Raw genomic sequence first — 14,830 nt, forward strand, 5'->3', positions numbered from 1 at the left:
AAAATGAGTGGTCAATTATTTGACAAGATAATTGGTAAATCAATGTCACGGAGAAGTTTTCTTAAATGGTCTGGTGCGGTAACAGCGCCAGTAGTCGTTGGAGGGTTTGTTGGAAAATCACAGATTGCTTCAAAAGTAATGGCGGCTTCTAAGGAAAATGAATTAATGAACGAACAAATATTAACGACCTGTTCAACGATTAACTGTGGAGGTAGATGCTTAATCAAAGCCCACATTAAAGACGGCGTCATCACAAGACTAAGTACTGATGCAAAAGAAGATAAATTCGAAATGCCACAACTGCGTGGCTGTATCAGAGGTCGCGGCTACCGCCAATTTGTATATAACCCTGACCGTTTAAAATATCCAATGAAGCGAGTTGGCAAGCGTGGTGAAGGGAAATTCGAACAAATTTCTTGGGAAGAAGCTATCGATTATATTGCAAATGAATTAACAAGAATCACAAAACAATATGGTCCCGCGAGCCGTTATAGCAACTATGCATCAGGCCATTCAGGAAGTATTATTGGGGCAGGAAATATGATTCAAAGGTTATTTGCATTAACTGGGGGATATCTCGGATATTACAATTCCTATAGCTCTGCACAAGTTACACATGCAACAAATTATACGTATGGCACAACACAAACAGGAAATAGTTTAGATACATTATCTGACTCTAAGCTAATTATTTTATGGGGTCATAATCCGGTTGAAACGCGTTTTGGTTTAACAGACTATTATTTAAGGAAAGCAAAAGAAGCGGGCGTAAAAATCGTTGTTATTGATCCAAGACAATCAGATACAGCCGTTACATTAGCAGATGAATGGATTGCAATTGCCCCAACTACAGATGCAGCGATGATGGACGGAATGATGTATGTTATTATCTCAGAAAACTTACATGATCAAACATTCTTAGATAAATACTGTATTGGGTTTGATGAAGAACATATGCCGGAAGGAATTCCAACTGGAGAATCCTTAAAGAGTTATATTTTAGGAGACAAAGATGGAGTACCCAAAACACCGGAGTGGGCTGAAAAAATTTGTAAAGTGCCAGCGGATATTATTCGGAAGCTTGCTCGTGAATATGCAACCAATAAACCATCAGCCTTAATGACAGGCTGGGGGCCGCAAAGACAAGCATATGGCGAACAATATGTTCGGGGTGGAACGGCGCTTGCAGCAATAACAGGTAATGTAGGTATTAAAGGCGGTTGGGCATCAGGAACAGGCTATATAAGTCTTGTTAAGACTACAGCTGTTCCCAAAGGAAAAAACCCACTGGGGGATCTTTCTATTCCATGTTTCTTATGGACAGATGCGGTTGTCCGTGGAACTGAAATGGGAGCCAAAGATGGTGTGAACGGCCTTCCAGAAGGTCATGAGACACTTCCTACCAGTATTAAAGCAATCTTTAATTTAGCTGGAAATACATTAATTAACCAACATTCAGATTGCAATAGAACAGCTGAAATTTTGAAGGATGAAAGTTTAGCAGAATTAATTGTTGTTAGTGACGTGTTTATGACACCAAGCGCCAAGTTTGCAGATATATTATTACCTTCTAACACGTTTATGGAAAGATGGGATATAGGTACAACATGGGCCCCATCACAGCATGCGATACTTTCGCAACAATGTATCGAAAGTATGTATGAATCTAAAGCTGACTATGAGTGGTTAACAATGCTCGCTAAAAAGTTAGGGATTGAGCAAGAATTTACAGAAGGAAAAACACAAATGGATTGGATCAAGTGGTCTATCGAAGAATCTAGAAAGAAAGATCCAAATTTCCCGACATTTGAAGAGTTTCAAAAGATGGGAGTTTATCAAGTATCTTTAGACAAATCGTATATTGCTTTTGAAGACCAAATCAAAGATCCTGCAAATAATAAATTTGAAACACCATCAGGTAAAATTGAAATTTTCTCTAAAGATTTATGGGATATGAACGACCATGAAGAAATTCCAGCCATTGCAAAATACATCCCATCATGGGAAGGTCCACAAGATCCTTTAATCAAAAAGTATCCATTACAGCTGATTGGCTGGCATTACAAACGCCGCTGCCACTCAACCTTTGATAATAACAAATGGCTGGAAGAAGCAGGCCCGCAAGTGATGTGGATGAACAAGAAAGATGCAATGGAAAGAAACATTAAAGATGGGGACAAAGCAAGTGTATTTAATGATCGAGGTGAAGTGCATATTCCTGTAAAACTAACTAATCGAGTAATTCCAGGAACAGTTGCCATTCCTCAAGGGGCATGGTGGGCTCCAGATAAAAATGGTATTGATCAACGCGGAGCTATTAATACCCTTACTAGTCAACGTCCGTCGCCGTTAGCGAAGGGGAATCCACAGCATACTAATTTAGTTGAAGTAAAAAAAGCATAGATTTATAGAAAGGAGTGAAAAAAATGACACAGTTAGGTTTTTATATAAATAATAATTATTGTTCAGGATGTAAAGCATGTGTTGTCTCATGTAAAGATAAAAACGATTTAGATGTAGGAATTAACTATCGAAGAGTTTATGAATTCTCGGAAGGTGATTATGTCGAAAGAAAGGATTCAGTTATTCAGCACATCGAAACCTTTTTTACATCCATTTCTTGTAATCACTGTGAACACCCTAAATGTGTGGAAAACTGTCCAACACAGGCTATGCACAAAAGAGAAGAAGACGGGGTAGTCGTTATTGATCACGATAAATGTGTGGGCTGTAAGTATTGCATGTGGAATTGTCCATATGGGGCACCGCAATATAATGAAACTCTTGGAAAAATGACAAAATGTGATTTCTGTATTGATTTAATTGCCAAAGGTGAAGACCCTGTTTGCGTAGGTTCATGCCCAATGCGCGCGCTTGAATACGGCCCACTTGAAGAACTGCAAAAGAAATATGGAAATACAAAAGATATCAAAGGTCTGCCAAGTTCATCGATTACAAATCCGAGCATTGTAATTGGTGCCCATAAGGCAGCAAAATAAAGGAGGTTCCTACCATGCATGAATGGCCATTATTAATTTTCACAGTCTGTATGCAGGCAGCGATTGGCGGAATGCTAATGCTCTGGTTGTTTTACAAGAAAATATCCGATAGTGGTAAGGAGAAGACATATGCGGCAATGCGCATGCCACTCTTTATCATTGCCGGGTTATCATTAATCGGATTAATTGCATCTTTTGCACATTTAGGGACACCAACGAATGCGTTTAATACGATTCGAAATATCGGCTCTTCTTGGATGAGTCGTGAGATTCTTGTAACAGGTATGTTTATTGCTGCAGTATTTATTACAGCAGGCTTAGCTATTGTACAGAAAAAGGTAAATCCGAATCTACTATTAGTCTCAACCTTGATCGGTTTAGTCGATATTTACTGTATGGCTGCGATTTATGCCAAAACCTTAGTAAGTGGCTGGAATTCAATCAATACCTTTACGTCTTTTTACGGTACGGCTTTAGTGCTAGGTCCAGTATTAGCAGTAAGCTTTATTGCACCTGCACTTAAAGAAAAAGCACAAAGCTTGATTAAATACTCATTTTACATCGCAATGGCTGGAATCGCGATTCAATTAATTGGATTGGCTTTGTTTGGAACAGTAATGCCTGAGGTTAATATGATTACTGGTGTGAATGCAATGACTGAATTAGCGGGATATCAAGGTACGGTTGCATTACGCTGGATTATCGAAGTCATTGGTGTAGGTGTCTTGGGCTTTATGGCAATGGCAACGAACAAAAAGGTTTCTCTATCCTTTGCTTACCTTGCTTTAGCAGCAATAATTTTAGCTGAAGGCATGAGTAGATATGTGTTTTATGTTCTTGGTTCATAATTTGTTAAGTTAATGGTCTTTAGCAGGGCTGTAAGTTCCCCTCCCTTTTTCTTACAGCCCTTTTTCTAGTCTTCGTTATTTAAAAAATATCTCTTTCTAGTTTTAACGGAATAGAATGCAATCGAAGGTTTAGTAATTTGAATATGGGGAAAGCCTTCAATGGTCGGTACGGCATTATCATCGTAAAAGTTATTCAAATCAATAATGTTTAAAGACTTTGTTGTGCAGGCCTCTACGCATGCCGGTAGCAAACCTTTATCTTGTCTTGGGTAGCACATTTGGCATTTGCTAACCTTTTGGGTCTCAGGATCAAATTGCGGCGCCTCATACGGGCAAGCACTGACGCATAATTGACAGCCTGTACATAGGTTTTGGTCAATTTGCACGATGCCGTCATGCCGTTTCGTAAAAGCGCGTTCAGGGCAGACACGGAAGCATTCTGGACTGTCACAATGATTGCAAGAAACGGACAAGAACATATCAGGAGAAATTCGTTTCACCTTCCGCCAATTTACAGAAACAGGTGTTTGATTTTCATTTTTGCATGCTATTTCACACGCTTTACAACCTATACAATCATCGGCATTGAATAGGAATCCAAGCTGTTTAAACATGGGCTTCCCCCCATTTCCTAATCTTAACTCTGCTGTCATAAAAGAATACACTAGATTCACTCTGGTCATTTTCATTTTTCACGTAGATTAATTGATTAATAGGGTCATGGCCTGCCTGTGGGGCAAGGACTATATTTTTGGGTAAAAGCTTATTAATTCTTACCCTACCGGTTATCATCCCGTGCTCGTTAAATACCTCTACTTTCATCTTGTCTTGAAGGTTGTGGCTTCGTGCAATATCATCAGAAATCTCAATCATCATTTCCTGATCACCTGAATGTAGCCATGGGTTCATTTCATATTGAGAATGAATTTTAAGCAATTTTTGTGGTGTAAGCAGTTGATATGGAAATTCATTCTCCTTGGCAAATGCATCATGAAATTGCTCTCCTTCTGCTATCTTTTCAGGTGACAATAAACGAATCTGTTCTTCCTGCTCCAAAAAAATATTACTTTTCTTTTTTTGATGTGGGCCTTCTAGTAAATCTTTATAGCTTTCGATGTTATAAAGTTCCATCATTTCAGGTGTCAATTCTTCCTTAATCCAATCGATCGGCTCTTTATCTGCAGGGAAATTGGAAAAACCAGGCGATAGTTCATTAAGCTTAGTAGTCAGTTCACGCGCAATTGTTAAATCACTTTTTGCTTCATAAAAAGGAGGTATTGCCTTTTGGTTGATCGATAACCAATAGTGCCAATAACCTACATGTAAGTCTTCTTCTTCAAAATGACTTGCAGCCGGCAAGACAATATCAGATTGTTCAGCCGTCTTTGTCATGAAAAGGTCCACGGTGACAATGAGTTCCATTTGTTTATTTAACTCTTCCCACGCTTTAAGATTTTGATCCTGGCTAACGATGTTTCTTGATGCAATCCATAGTAATTTTAATGGGGGATTTTGTAGTGAAAGTGCACTCTCTGAAAAGTCGCTGATGTCAATTTCCCGTGAATATGGAATAGCAGGATGGTCAGGCCCACGATGGTTTAACAACGTTAAAGGAAATTGTTCAACATCAAAGTGTACGAAATAAAGACCCCCATTAGGTATGGAAAGATTTCCGGTCATGGCTGCTAAACTATTAATAGCTTCTATGCCACTTTTTCCAAAATGGCTCCGTTGCAGTCCTAATCCAATCCATGTGACTGTTGGTTTAATTGAGTAATATAGGGAAGTCAATTCTTCGATTGCTTTCAATGGTACTCCTGTCTTTTCGATAACTTCGGTAATTGTTAAATTCTTTTCAAGAAAGGTTTTAAAGGCATCCCATCCAAGGGCTTGCTTTTCGATAAAACCTTCCTCATATTTTCCACTTTCTATAAGGATTTTTGCAATTCCTAGCGCTAACCACATATCTGTACCAGGCTTTATTTGAATATATAAATCGGCTTTTTTAGCTGTTTCCGTATAGATAGGGTCAATGACAACAAGCTTGGCCCCTTTTCTTCGCGCTTCATAAATAAATTTCATTTGGTGAACATTGGTAACAGCCGGGTTGGAACCCCAGATGACTATTAAACTAGCATTTGCCATATTTTCCGGGACAGAAGAATAGTTATCCCCGAATGAATTCTTGATAGCAAGTCTGCCTGTTTGTGCACAGGGGTTCCCGAATGTTTTCGTATGTGGTCCAAAACTGTTGAACATCCCTTCTGTTGCATAATGAAGGATACCAAGATTGCCGGAAAATTTGTTATAGCCTAAAGCTAGATTGGAACCGTATCTTTGATTTAATTCAATCATTTTATTGGCTATGATTGTGTAGGCTTCATCCCAGGAAATTCTAGTCCAATTTCCTGAGCCTCTTGGTTTTTGGATCATTGGGAATTTGAGGCGATCAGGATGGTAGACATATTGGGTATAGGCGTATCCTTTTGCGCATAATCTGCCTTGATTAAAGCCATGGTTCGGATCACCGGTAACCTTAATAAGTTTGCCATTATCAACATAGGAAAGAATTCCACATGTTCCGTAACAGTTTCGGGGACATGTATTTCTAATAATTTGAAGTTTCAAAGTTAAGGCATCTCCTTTTACAATTGATGCAGCTGCTTAATTTTAAAAGCGGCGGAAATATCAAGTTTTATATTGAAATCCTCCAGCTTTATATTTAGAATTTCCTCAATTCTTTTGAGACGGTAGCGCAATGTATTACGGTGAAGAAATAAAGCCTTTGCCGTTTGGGTAATGTCAAAATGATTGGCGGCAAATGCCTCTAATGTTTCCATTAAATCCCCGTCATTAACAGCATCATATTTTTCCAAATCTCCTAAAATCGTTTCATAATATTCCTTTAAATCCTGAAGATCATGTTTATAAAGAATTCTTTCTAATCCTAATTCAGAAAAGAAAGGGATGTCGATGTTTAGTAATATCCCTAAATCATAGGCAACTTTTGCCTCTTGGAAGCTTCGAAACAATTCAGTTGGGTTACTATAAACCTTGCCAATTCCACAGACTACTTTATACTCCGGATATATCGAATGGATATAATTAATGACTGAATGAGAAAATTGCTTAACTTCATCCCTGCTGTTAACCGGGTCATCGATCGTTTGGAGTGGATAAATCACAATAACCTGATTTTGTTTAATCAAAGTGATCGGGATTTTCCCACAATCGGACAGTATTTTTCCTATATAGCTGTGTATTCTGTTTAAGATTTGTTTTTCTGCAGAAAAGTGATTAAAATCCGTTAATGAAAAAACGATCGTTTGATGAGGGTTATTAAAATTCCATCCCCATATATTTCCGTATTCAATAATATCTTCTCTTTGTTTCATATTTCCATAAAGCAGATCAAATAAAAAGGCGACTTTATATTTAACCTTTTCCTGGTTCATTTCCCGCTGTTTTTGCATCTGAATAGCACATAATGATGCAGTAAATTTTGCGATTTCGCTATATTGGTAGATTTCAATAGGGTCTTCGCCAAGGATAAACAGAAAACCAAAGGTTGTATTCTTAGAAATGATAGGGGCGGCCAATCCTACCATTTTGTTGTCTATCGTTTGAATCTGATACATTCTAGCATTGTTATGATTGGTCGTATTCATCTCTTCAAAGACAGAGGAAGAAAAGGTCTCAGAATTTATAGTGACATCGGATGAAAATAATACATTATAAAGAGGATCCGTAATGGTGATTGGAAGAGAAAGTAGAGACTTTAGCTTTTGTAGAAGTTGGTCAATACCTATACTTGATGCAACTAATAGCTCATTTGCATAATCAGGGATATCTTGGTAGTCTTTCATGATTTTATCCTGCCTTTCTCTTATTTTCATGTTGTTTATTCCGCTTCTAAATTATCTTACCGTACTAATTTTGGAAGAACAATCAATGTCACAATTCCGTAAGAAAATAGTTGTAGGTTTGTACAAAAAAACTTTCAATAATTCGTTTAGATTGACCATACTTTTCGAAGTTAAAAGAATTTATAATGTATAGTAAGAAATGAATTTGTGAAATAATTAACAAGAATAAAGTGGGGGATATGTATGGGATTGCTAAGTTTGTGGGCAGAGAGTTTAACATATGAATATGAAATTTTAAAATCTTGCACGCACCACAAAAGCCCCCGTTCAAAGTGCAAAAAATGTGTGGAAAGCTGCAAAAGTAATGCGATTTCCTTTGTGAAGGGAATTCCTTCTATTAACTCGGAACAATGTACACAATGCGGGGACTGTATTGCCGCTTGTTCTGTTCAGGCAGTTGCCGGGATTTTTCCGGAAAGGACTGTTAAGAATCATCGATTGGTGATTACAGGGGACCAAGTGCCATCAATAAAGGAATTATTAGTTTATTATAAAAAGGGCATAACAGAAATAGCCTATGATGGTGAATTATCCGTGCATTGGCGGAAATCAATTGAGGATACGAATGAGATTCTACACCTTCTAGGCGAGCCTCCTTTTACTTTCATGAATGAAAAAATGGAGGAAGCGACCATTGAAATGACAAGAAGAGAATTATTTTTCAGCTGGAAAAAAGAAGCGAAGTCGCTCGTGGTTAAGATGGCACCGGCTAAATGGCGCTTCAATCAAGAGGATTTACAACTAGCAAAATATTACCCTAGTCATCAATTTGCTGAAATTACATTGGATACTAGTAAATGTACATTATGTAAAGCATGTGAATTTCTTTGTCATCATAAATGCTTAAATATATCAGATGATAGTTTTATCTTAAATGCCCAAAGCTGTTCAGCCTGTCATTTGTGCGAGGATATTTGCCCGGAAAAAGCATTAACCGTGATTGAAAAAGTATCTGCCCATAAAATTTTGAATTTACCTGTAGTAACAAAGGTATGTAGTACATGTGGTCAAAACTTCAAAACATTAATTGAATCCGATGAAGTATGTGTGCCTTGTGAGAAAAGGAAAAATTTATTAGATATTCACTAATACAGAAATCCCGCCTGGTATTTAAAGGCGGGATTCTTGGTTTACTTCCATATAAAGTACTTGAATGAACTTCTTAATGTTAATTCTTGCATGTCCATTTTCCTCTGGTTGTTTCCCTTCAAGCTCCAACATTTTCATCCGTACTTGCGGGAAATCAAAATAAGTGGAGGCATAATGCCCAAACGTTGGGTTTGAAAAATCATTGATTCCTAAAGAAGCAATATGTTCAAGGGATTGATGAAGGGCCCGTCTTACTCTTTGCTCTGAAGCTTTTGCCTCTTTTTGATCTTTAATCCCGAGCCTTTTTAGTGCAACCTCTTCAAAAAGTTCTTTTAAAGGAGGAATTTCATGTTTCCCTTCAAGTTCTTGTTGTTTCAACACTTCCAAAATGTCTAAGAGATCCTTATGGCCCCCTTCACATAGGATGCCTAAGTCTAATAGTTTATGCTTTGCCGCCTCCGCTATATTGTTCGAAGATTGAACGACTGAGTTTCTTTCAGGTAATTGAATAGCCATGTTATTCAATTGGTTTAGTGATTGTTGTATATTATGGATTGATTTTTCAAGGAGGATCCGTTCTTTTACTTTTGTTAAAACGCCAATGACCTCAAGCCGATTTATGGGCTTCATAATGTAATATTCAATCCCCAACGAAAAAGCTTCACCGATTAATTCCTTAATTTCGACTTGTGAAACCATTACGATTTTCCCTTGATAAGCGGGTCTAATTCGACGAATCGTTTCAATTCCATCCTGCTTGGGCATTAATAAATCAATGATTAATATATCGATATCTTTGGCAGTTAATAAAGAATCTGTTACCTCTGAGCCATCACTTGCTTCCCCTTCAATCGTTCCAAAATCTTCATCTTCTATTATATCGGCAAGCATAGCTCGAACAGACGCATCATCATCTACTAGAAAAAATCGCACATTATTCCCCACTTTCTGTTAATTGTTCAATTGGCAACTGGACAATAAAAGAGGTTTTCATTTCTCCCTCAAGCTGTTGAAGTTCAATACTACCATTAAGATGTTCGACGACATCCTTTACATAAGTTAATCCAATCCCATTGGAGGCAACGCCTGATTCATTATACTTTGTTGTGAACCCTGCTTCGAAAATTAAATCCCGATGTCGTTCTGAAATGCCTGGTCCATTATCGGAAATTTTCATAACGAGCATGTCCTCTATTTTCGAAATTTCGATTCTAATCGCTACTGCTTCGATACAGGCCTCTACTGCGTTGGAAACTAGATTATTAATAATGGAAAGAAGAATAAACGTATGATAAAGCTGAGACGAGTCTTCAATTTCTACCTCAATAGAGATATTCTTTTCAAGCATTTGCCCATACCGTTCATTGGTAGTTACGACGATATCGATAATTTCCTTTATTTTCATAAAATCATCTAGTTGTTCTTTTTCCATTAATCTAGATAATCCCGCATGGACCCTTTGAGTGTCCTTCTTCATTTCATGGACCTGACCGGCGATGGCCAAAACAGAGGTTGTATAAGGATTATTTTCGTCCTGTTCCTTCATTTCCCTATATAAACCGTAACAAGCTCGTGTGACCTCTTCTGCATTTTTCATCGATTTTTTCAACTGGACCATTTCTACATATAAATTGGAAATGTGCATTAACAACTGTTCGTTTCTTTTACGTTGTACTTCCTCCGCTAACTTTGCATCGCGGAGAATTAGAATATTAAAGAAACCGAGAACGAAAAAGCTTCTAAAAACAGCAATTATACCAATTAACGCAAAGCTATATAAAGTTAACGGGTTATTTGAAAAAATCGACCGAAAAGAGATTTCCATTACACTTGACACTATTTCAATAAAAACTCCTAATATCCCAATCAATAAAGGCTTATCATAGAAAGCTTTTACCCGCAATAAATGAAATAAACAAGCAAAGGTTAAATAATAGAAAAACACCGGAAAATGTAGAGGGATGATCTCATTCCATACAACATCGTTTATTGTTAATGATGCTAATAAAAGTCGAAAACTGACAACGGCACTGCCAACGAGGAACCCGGACAGGACTGGATGTGTCTTTTTTGACCATAACAATAATAGAAAAAATACCGGTGTCCCTAGACTTACCCGCAAATCCCCTTCAACAGGATAAAATTTAAATTCTCCTGCTAATGGCACGCTAATAATCATGAATAAATAAATCAATAGTTTTTCTCTCATTTGTGTGTATTTCATCCCATACTTCCTTCTTTATTTCTACTATTTACGTCTATTTTAAGTGTATATTGACAACTTTTGTTATAGAAATATGACATTTTTTTGTACAGTGCATGTAATTTGATTCTTTCTGTAGTTTTCTGTAGGGCTGTTAGTATCTTTTATCTATAGAAATAATTAATACATTTATTAAAAAAATCCAAACGATTGGAGGGAAAGATTATGTTTTGGGTTCAATTTTTCATTCTATTAGCATGTATTTTCGTTGGTGCAAGGCTTGGTGGTTTAGGCCTAGGGGTTATGGGTGGTGTAGGACTTGCCATTCTAGTATTTGTGTTTGGATTAGAACCTACGTCAGCCCCAATTGATGTGATGTTAATGATTTTAGCTGTTATTACGGCAGCAGGAGCACTGCAAGCATCAGGTGGAATGGACTATCTTGTTTATATAGCGGAAAAGGCATTAAGAAAAAATCCGAAGAGAATTACCTTTATGGCCCCTATTATTACGTATTTATTTACGTTGTGCGCTGGAACTGGGCATGTAGCTTATTCCGTTTTACCGGTTATAGCCGAGGTTTCAAGGGAATCTGGCGTTAGACCTGAAAGACCGATGTCAATTGCTGTTATTGCTTCTCAACAAGCGATCACAGCAAGTCCAATCTCTGCGGCAACAGTGGCACTTCTTGCACTTTTAGCTGATTTTAAAGTTACCTTACTTGATATTTTAATGATCTGTTTACCGTCCACTTTTATTGCATGTATGATTGGTGCATTTGTTGTTAGTAAAATGGGTAAAGAGCTTCCAGACGATCCGATTTATTTAAAACGTTTGGAAGAAGGACTAGCTCCAATTAAACAAGATAAAAAAGATTTCATCCCACAAAAAGGCGCAAAGCTATCAGTTCTCTTGTTCTTATTAGCGGCTGTATTCGTAGTTCTCCTTGGTTCATTTGAGAAGTTAAGACCAGCTTGGGAAGTGGATGGAGTACTTACTCGAATGGGAATGCCGGCATCGATTGAAATTGTAATGTTAACGATAGCAGCCCTTATTATTATCTTCTGTAAACCAAATGTGGACGAAATTGTTTCAGGCAGCGTTTTTAAAGCCGGTGCAGCTGCTGTAGTTGCCATCTTTGGTATCGCTTGGATGGGAGATACATTCTTTAAAGGAAACGCCGAATTGATTAACGGCTCAATTGCTGGTCTAGTAACATCTGCACCATGGTTATTCGCAGTTGCTTTATTTGCTTTATCAATCTTGTTATACAGCCAAGCAGCCACAGTTCGTACATTAATGCCGCTAGGGGTAACTTTAGGCATCAACCCAGCATTATTAATTGCGATGTTCCCAGCTGTTAATGGATACTTCTTTATTCCGAACTATCCAACAGTTGTTGCTGCGATTAACTTTGACCGAACAGGAACAACAAGAATTGGTAAATATATTTTGAACCATAGCTTTATGGTCCCTGGATTAGTGGCAACAATTGGTGCAATCGTGATCGGCATGATTATTAGTACATTCGTATTTTGATCATCAACTTCAACAAATGAATATATTTACAATTGTCGGTAATAATTGAAAATTTAAATTTAAATTTATAACTAGATTATAAATTTATTAGGAGTATAATGGAGGTGAAATTGCTTCCAATATACTAATCTATAAAACAAATTAAGGGAGAGGACCTTTTATGAACAAGAATGAACAATTTCGCATAGAAAAAGATTTTCTTGGAGAAAAGGAAGTACCTAAAGAAGCTTATTATGGAGTTCAAACAATGCGTGCAGTTGAGAACTTCCCAATTACAGGCTACGCAATAGATGAGGCTCTAATTAAAGCAATGGCTGTCGTTAAGAAAAGTGCTGCGCTAGCTAACAGTGCGATTGGCCAATTGGATGCTAAAATTGCGGAAGCGATTGTAGAAGCAGCAGATGAAATCCTTGAAGGAAAATTACATGGAGAGTTTATTGTTGACCCAATCCAGGGTGGAGCAGGAACATCCATTAATATGAATACAAACGAAGTTATTGCCAACCGTGCCTTAGAAATTATCGGTGAGGAAAAGGGGAATTACAAAGTAATCAGCCCAAATTCACATGTAAACATGGCACAATCAACGAATGACTCATTCCCAACAGCTATCCATCTTTCAACACTGGCAACTTTAGATCGATTATTGCTTGTTATGGAAGAATTGCATGCTGAGTTCTTAAGAAAGGCCGAAGAATTTGATGACATCATCAAAATGGGTCGTACTCACTTGCAGGACGCTGTGCCAATCCGTTTAGGTCAAGAATTTGCAGCCTATGCACGTGTACTTCGAAGAGATATTAATCGCATTAGCAGAACGCGTGAGAACTTATACGAAGTAAATATGGGGGCTACAGCAGTAGGAACTGGATTAAACGCAGACCCTGTTTATATTGAAAAAGTTGTTGGCTATCTTGCACAGTATAGTGGACAACCAATCAAGGGAGTACAAAATCTTGTAGACGGCACACAAAATACAGATTGCTACCTTGAAGTTTCTGCAGCATTGAAAACTTGCATGATGAATATGTCAAAAGTAGCGAATGATTTAAGAATGATGGCTTCTGGACCACGCTGTGGTTTTGGGGAAATTAACTTACCTGCACGTCAACCAGGTTCTTCAATCATGCCGGGTAAAGTAAACCCTGTAATGGCTGAAGTTTTAAACCAAAGTGCCTTCCAAGTTGCAGGTAATGATTTAACAATTATGATGGCTTGTGAAGCGGGGCAATTCGAATTAAACGTAATGGAGCCAGTCGTCGTCTTTAACCTACTACAATCAATTAAGGTAATGACAAATGTGTTTTCTGTATTCCGTGAGCATTGCTTAAGCGGTATTACTGCTAATAAAGAAAGAATGCAAGCCTATGTAGACAATAGCGTTGGTATTATTACAGCGATTAACCCACATGTTGGATATGAAACTGCCGCATCTATTGCAAAAGAAGCCATTGCAACAAAACGTCCAGTTAGAGAGATTGTTCTAGAACGTGGTGTATTAACAGCAGAAGAGTTAGACATTATCTTGCAGCCAGTTGAAATGACACATCCAGGTATTGCAGGTAAAGAATTAATTGAAAAAAAGCGACAAGAAAATGACAACAAAGAGTTAGTGACAAATAGATAATACAAAAGCCGGCCCTTAGAGCCGGCTTTTCTTTCTAAAAAATGATATGTGCAGCCAATACAATAATCGGCAGCGTAATTAGAGTTCTTTCTAGAAAAATGACGAATAAGTCCAGGAGCGTAACCGGAATTTTAGATCCAAGCAACAGTCCACCTACTTCAGACATATAGATCAACTGGGTAACTGAAGTACAGGCCACAATGAATCTTGTCATATTACTTTCGGAATCTCTATAAAATTTGTATAATTAAGAAAAATAGTGGAAATGAGGTCGAACGATGGGGGAAAATGTGAACGAAAAAAGAGTCACGTATATAAATTCAGAGACAGGCAAAAAACTAACAACCGCTGTCCAAACAGACGGCGCTGGAACACAATTAGATAATTATACAAATGTACGAAATAAACTGCTGACGCTTATTATGATGGAAGTTAAAAACGATGTTACGAATCGAAAAGAATTCGAAGCAGCCACAGAAAAAATTTATCAAGAATTTAAAGCAAAATTCGAAACCTTAAATGAACCAGACTTATTAACCTTGCTCGAACATGCAATCGAAGATATTAAAAAAATTGAATTTCAAACACATGACGACTAA

The 14,830-nt window shown here is 37.6% G+C and carries 12 protein-coding genes and 1 pseudogene; 7 read left to right on the top strand and 6 right to left on the bottom strand.

What is annotated here, in order from left to right; all coding sequences use genetic code 11:
* The first annotated feature begins 3 nt into the window (after nucleotides 1-3).
* From BAZO_RS18140 to BAZO_RS18150, 3 genes are read left to right on the top strand one after another with little or no spacing between them, the layout of a single operon-like run.
* Nucleotides 4-2,403 carry a DMSO/selenate family reductase complex A subunit gene (locus BAZO_RS18140; protein ID WP_003332889.1) on the top strand — a complete coding sequence of 800 codons (2,400 nt, stop codon included), beginning with the start codon at nucleotides 4-6 and terminating at the stop codon, nucleotides 2,401-2,403.
* A gap of 23 nt (nucleotides 2,404-2,426) precedes the next feature.
* On the top strand, nucleotides 2,427-2,999 hold the full coding sequence (locus BAZO_RS18145) for a DMSO/selenate family reductase complex B subunit (protein ID WP_003332890.1): 573 nt from the start codon (nucleotides 2,427-2,429) through the stop codon (nucleotides 2,997-2,999).
* Between the two features lie 14 nt (nucleotides 3,000-3,013).
* A complete protein-coding gene (locus BAZO_RS18150; RefSeq protein ID WP_003332891.1) occupies nucleotides 3,014-3,847 on the top strand; it encodes a dimethyl sulfoxide reductase anchor subunit family protein in 834 nt (277 codons plus the stop codon).
* A gap of 65 nt (nucleotides 3,848-3,912) precedes the next feature.
* Here BAZO_RS18150 and BAZO_RS18155 read toward each other — a convergent pair whose 3' ends face one another.
* The 3 genes from BAZO_RS18155 to BAZO_RS18165 are packed head-to-tail and all read right to left on the bottom strand — an operon-like array spanning nucleotide 3,913 to nucleotide 7,743.
* Nucleotides 3,913-4,461 (bottom strand): 4Fe-4S dicluster domain-containing protein, encoded by a 549-nt coding sequence (locus BAZO_RS18155; protein ID WP_003332892.1) that lies wholly within the window; start codon nucleotides 4,459-4,461, stop codon nucleotides 3,913-3,915.
* Nucleotides 4,454-6,475 carry a molybdopterin-dependent oxidoreductase gene (locus BAZO_RS18160; RefSeq protein ID WP_003332893.1) on the bottom strand — a complete coding sequence of 674 codons (2,022 nt, stop codon included), beginning with the start codon at nucleotides 6,473-6,475 and terminating at the stop codon, nucleotides 4,454-4,456. The genes BAZO_RS18155 and BAZO_RS18160 overlap by 8 nt, the downstream gene beginning before the upstream one ends.
* A gap of 17 nt (nucleotides 6,476-6,492) precedes the next feature.
* Nucleotides 6,493-7,743 carry a PucR family transcriptional regulator gene (locus BAZO_RS18165; RefSeq protein WP_003332894.1) on the bottom strand — a complete coding sequence of 417 codons (1,251 nt, stop codon included), beginning with the start codon at nucleotides 7,741-7,743 and terminating at the stop codon, nucleotides 6,493-6,495.
* A 213-nt stretch (nucleotides 7,744-7,956) separates the two neighbouring features.
* On the opposite strand from BAZO_RS18165, the gene BAZO_RS18170 reads away from it, so the two are divergent.
* Nucleotides 7,957-8,862, top strand: coding sequence for a 4Fe-4S dicluster domain-containing protein (locus BAZO_RS18170; protein WP_003332895.1), 906 nt, complete (start codon nucleotides 7,957-7,959; stop codon nucleotides 8,860-8,862).
* Between the two features lie 21 nt (nucleotides 8,863-8,883).
* Here BAZO_RS18170 and BAZO_RS18175 read toward each other — a convergent pair whose 3' ends face one another.
* Both BAZO_RS18175 and BAZO_RS18180 read right to left on the bottom strand, forming a co-directional pair.
* Nucleotides 8,884-9,795, bottom strand: a complete 912-nt coding sequence (locus tag BAZO_RS18175; RefSeq protein ID WP_003332897.1) for a response regulator — start codon at nucleotides 9,793-9,795, stop codon at nucleotides 8,884-8,886.
* Nucleotide 9,796: 1 nt separating this feature from the next.
* Nucleotides 9,797-11,086, bottom strand: coding sequence for a sensor histidine kinase (locus tag BAZO_RS18180; protein ID WP_003332898.1), 1,290 nt, complete (start codon nucleotides 11,084-11,086; stop codon nucleotides 9,797-9,799).
* 204 nt (nucleotides 11,087-11,290) lie between these two features.
* Between BAZO_RS18180 and BAZO_RS18185 the strand changes: the two genes are divergently transcribed.
* Nucleotides 11,291-12,604 (top strand): anaerobic C4-dicarboxylate transporter family protein, encoded by a 1,314-nt coding sequence (locus BAZO_RS18185; RefSeq protein WP_003332899.1) that lies wholly within the window; start codon nucleotides 11,291-11,293, stop codon nucleotides 12,602-12,604.
* 160 nt (nucleotides 12,605-12,764) lie between these two features.
* Nucleotides 12,765-14,231, top strand: a complete 1,467-nt coding sequence (gene aspA, locus BAZO_RS18190) for an aspartate ammonia-lyase (RefSeq protein WP_003332900.1) — start codon at nucleotides 12,765-12,767, stop codon at nucleotides 14,229-14,231.
* A 34-nt stretch (nucleotides 14,232-14,265) separates the two neighbouring features.
* Here the strand turns inward: aspA and BAZO_RS21930 are convergent.
* Nucleotides 14,266-14,454 (bottom strand): annotated as a pseudogene (locus BAZO_RS21930) (YjiH family protein); the annotation flags it as partial.
* A 67-nt stretch (nucleotides 14,455-14,521) separates the two neighbouring features.
* Between BAZO_RS21930 and BAZO_RS18195 the strand changes: the two are divergent.
* Complete coding sequence (locus BAZO_RS18195) at nucleotides 14,522-14,830, top strand: hypothetical protein (protein WP_157382175.1); 309 nt, start codon at nucleotides 14,522-14,524, stop codon at nucleotides 14,828-14,830.

It is taken from the genome of Schinkia azotoformans LMG 9581, from assembly GCF_000307855.1.
Lineage (GTDB): Bacteria > Bacillota > Bacilli > Bacillales > Bacillaceae_J > Schinkia > Schinkia azotoformans.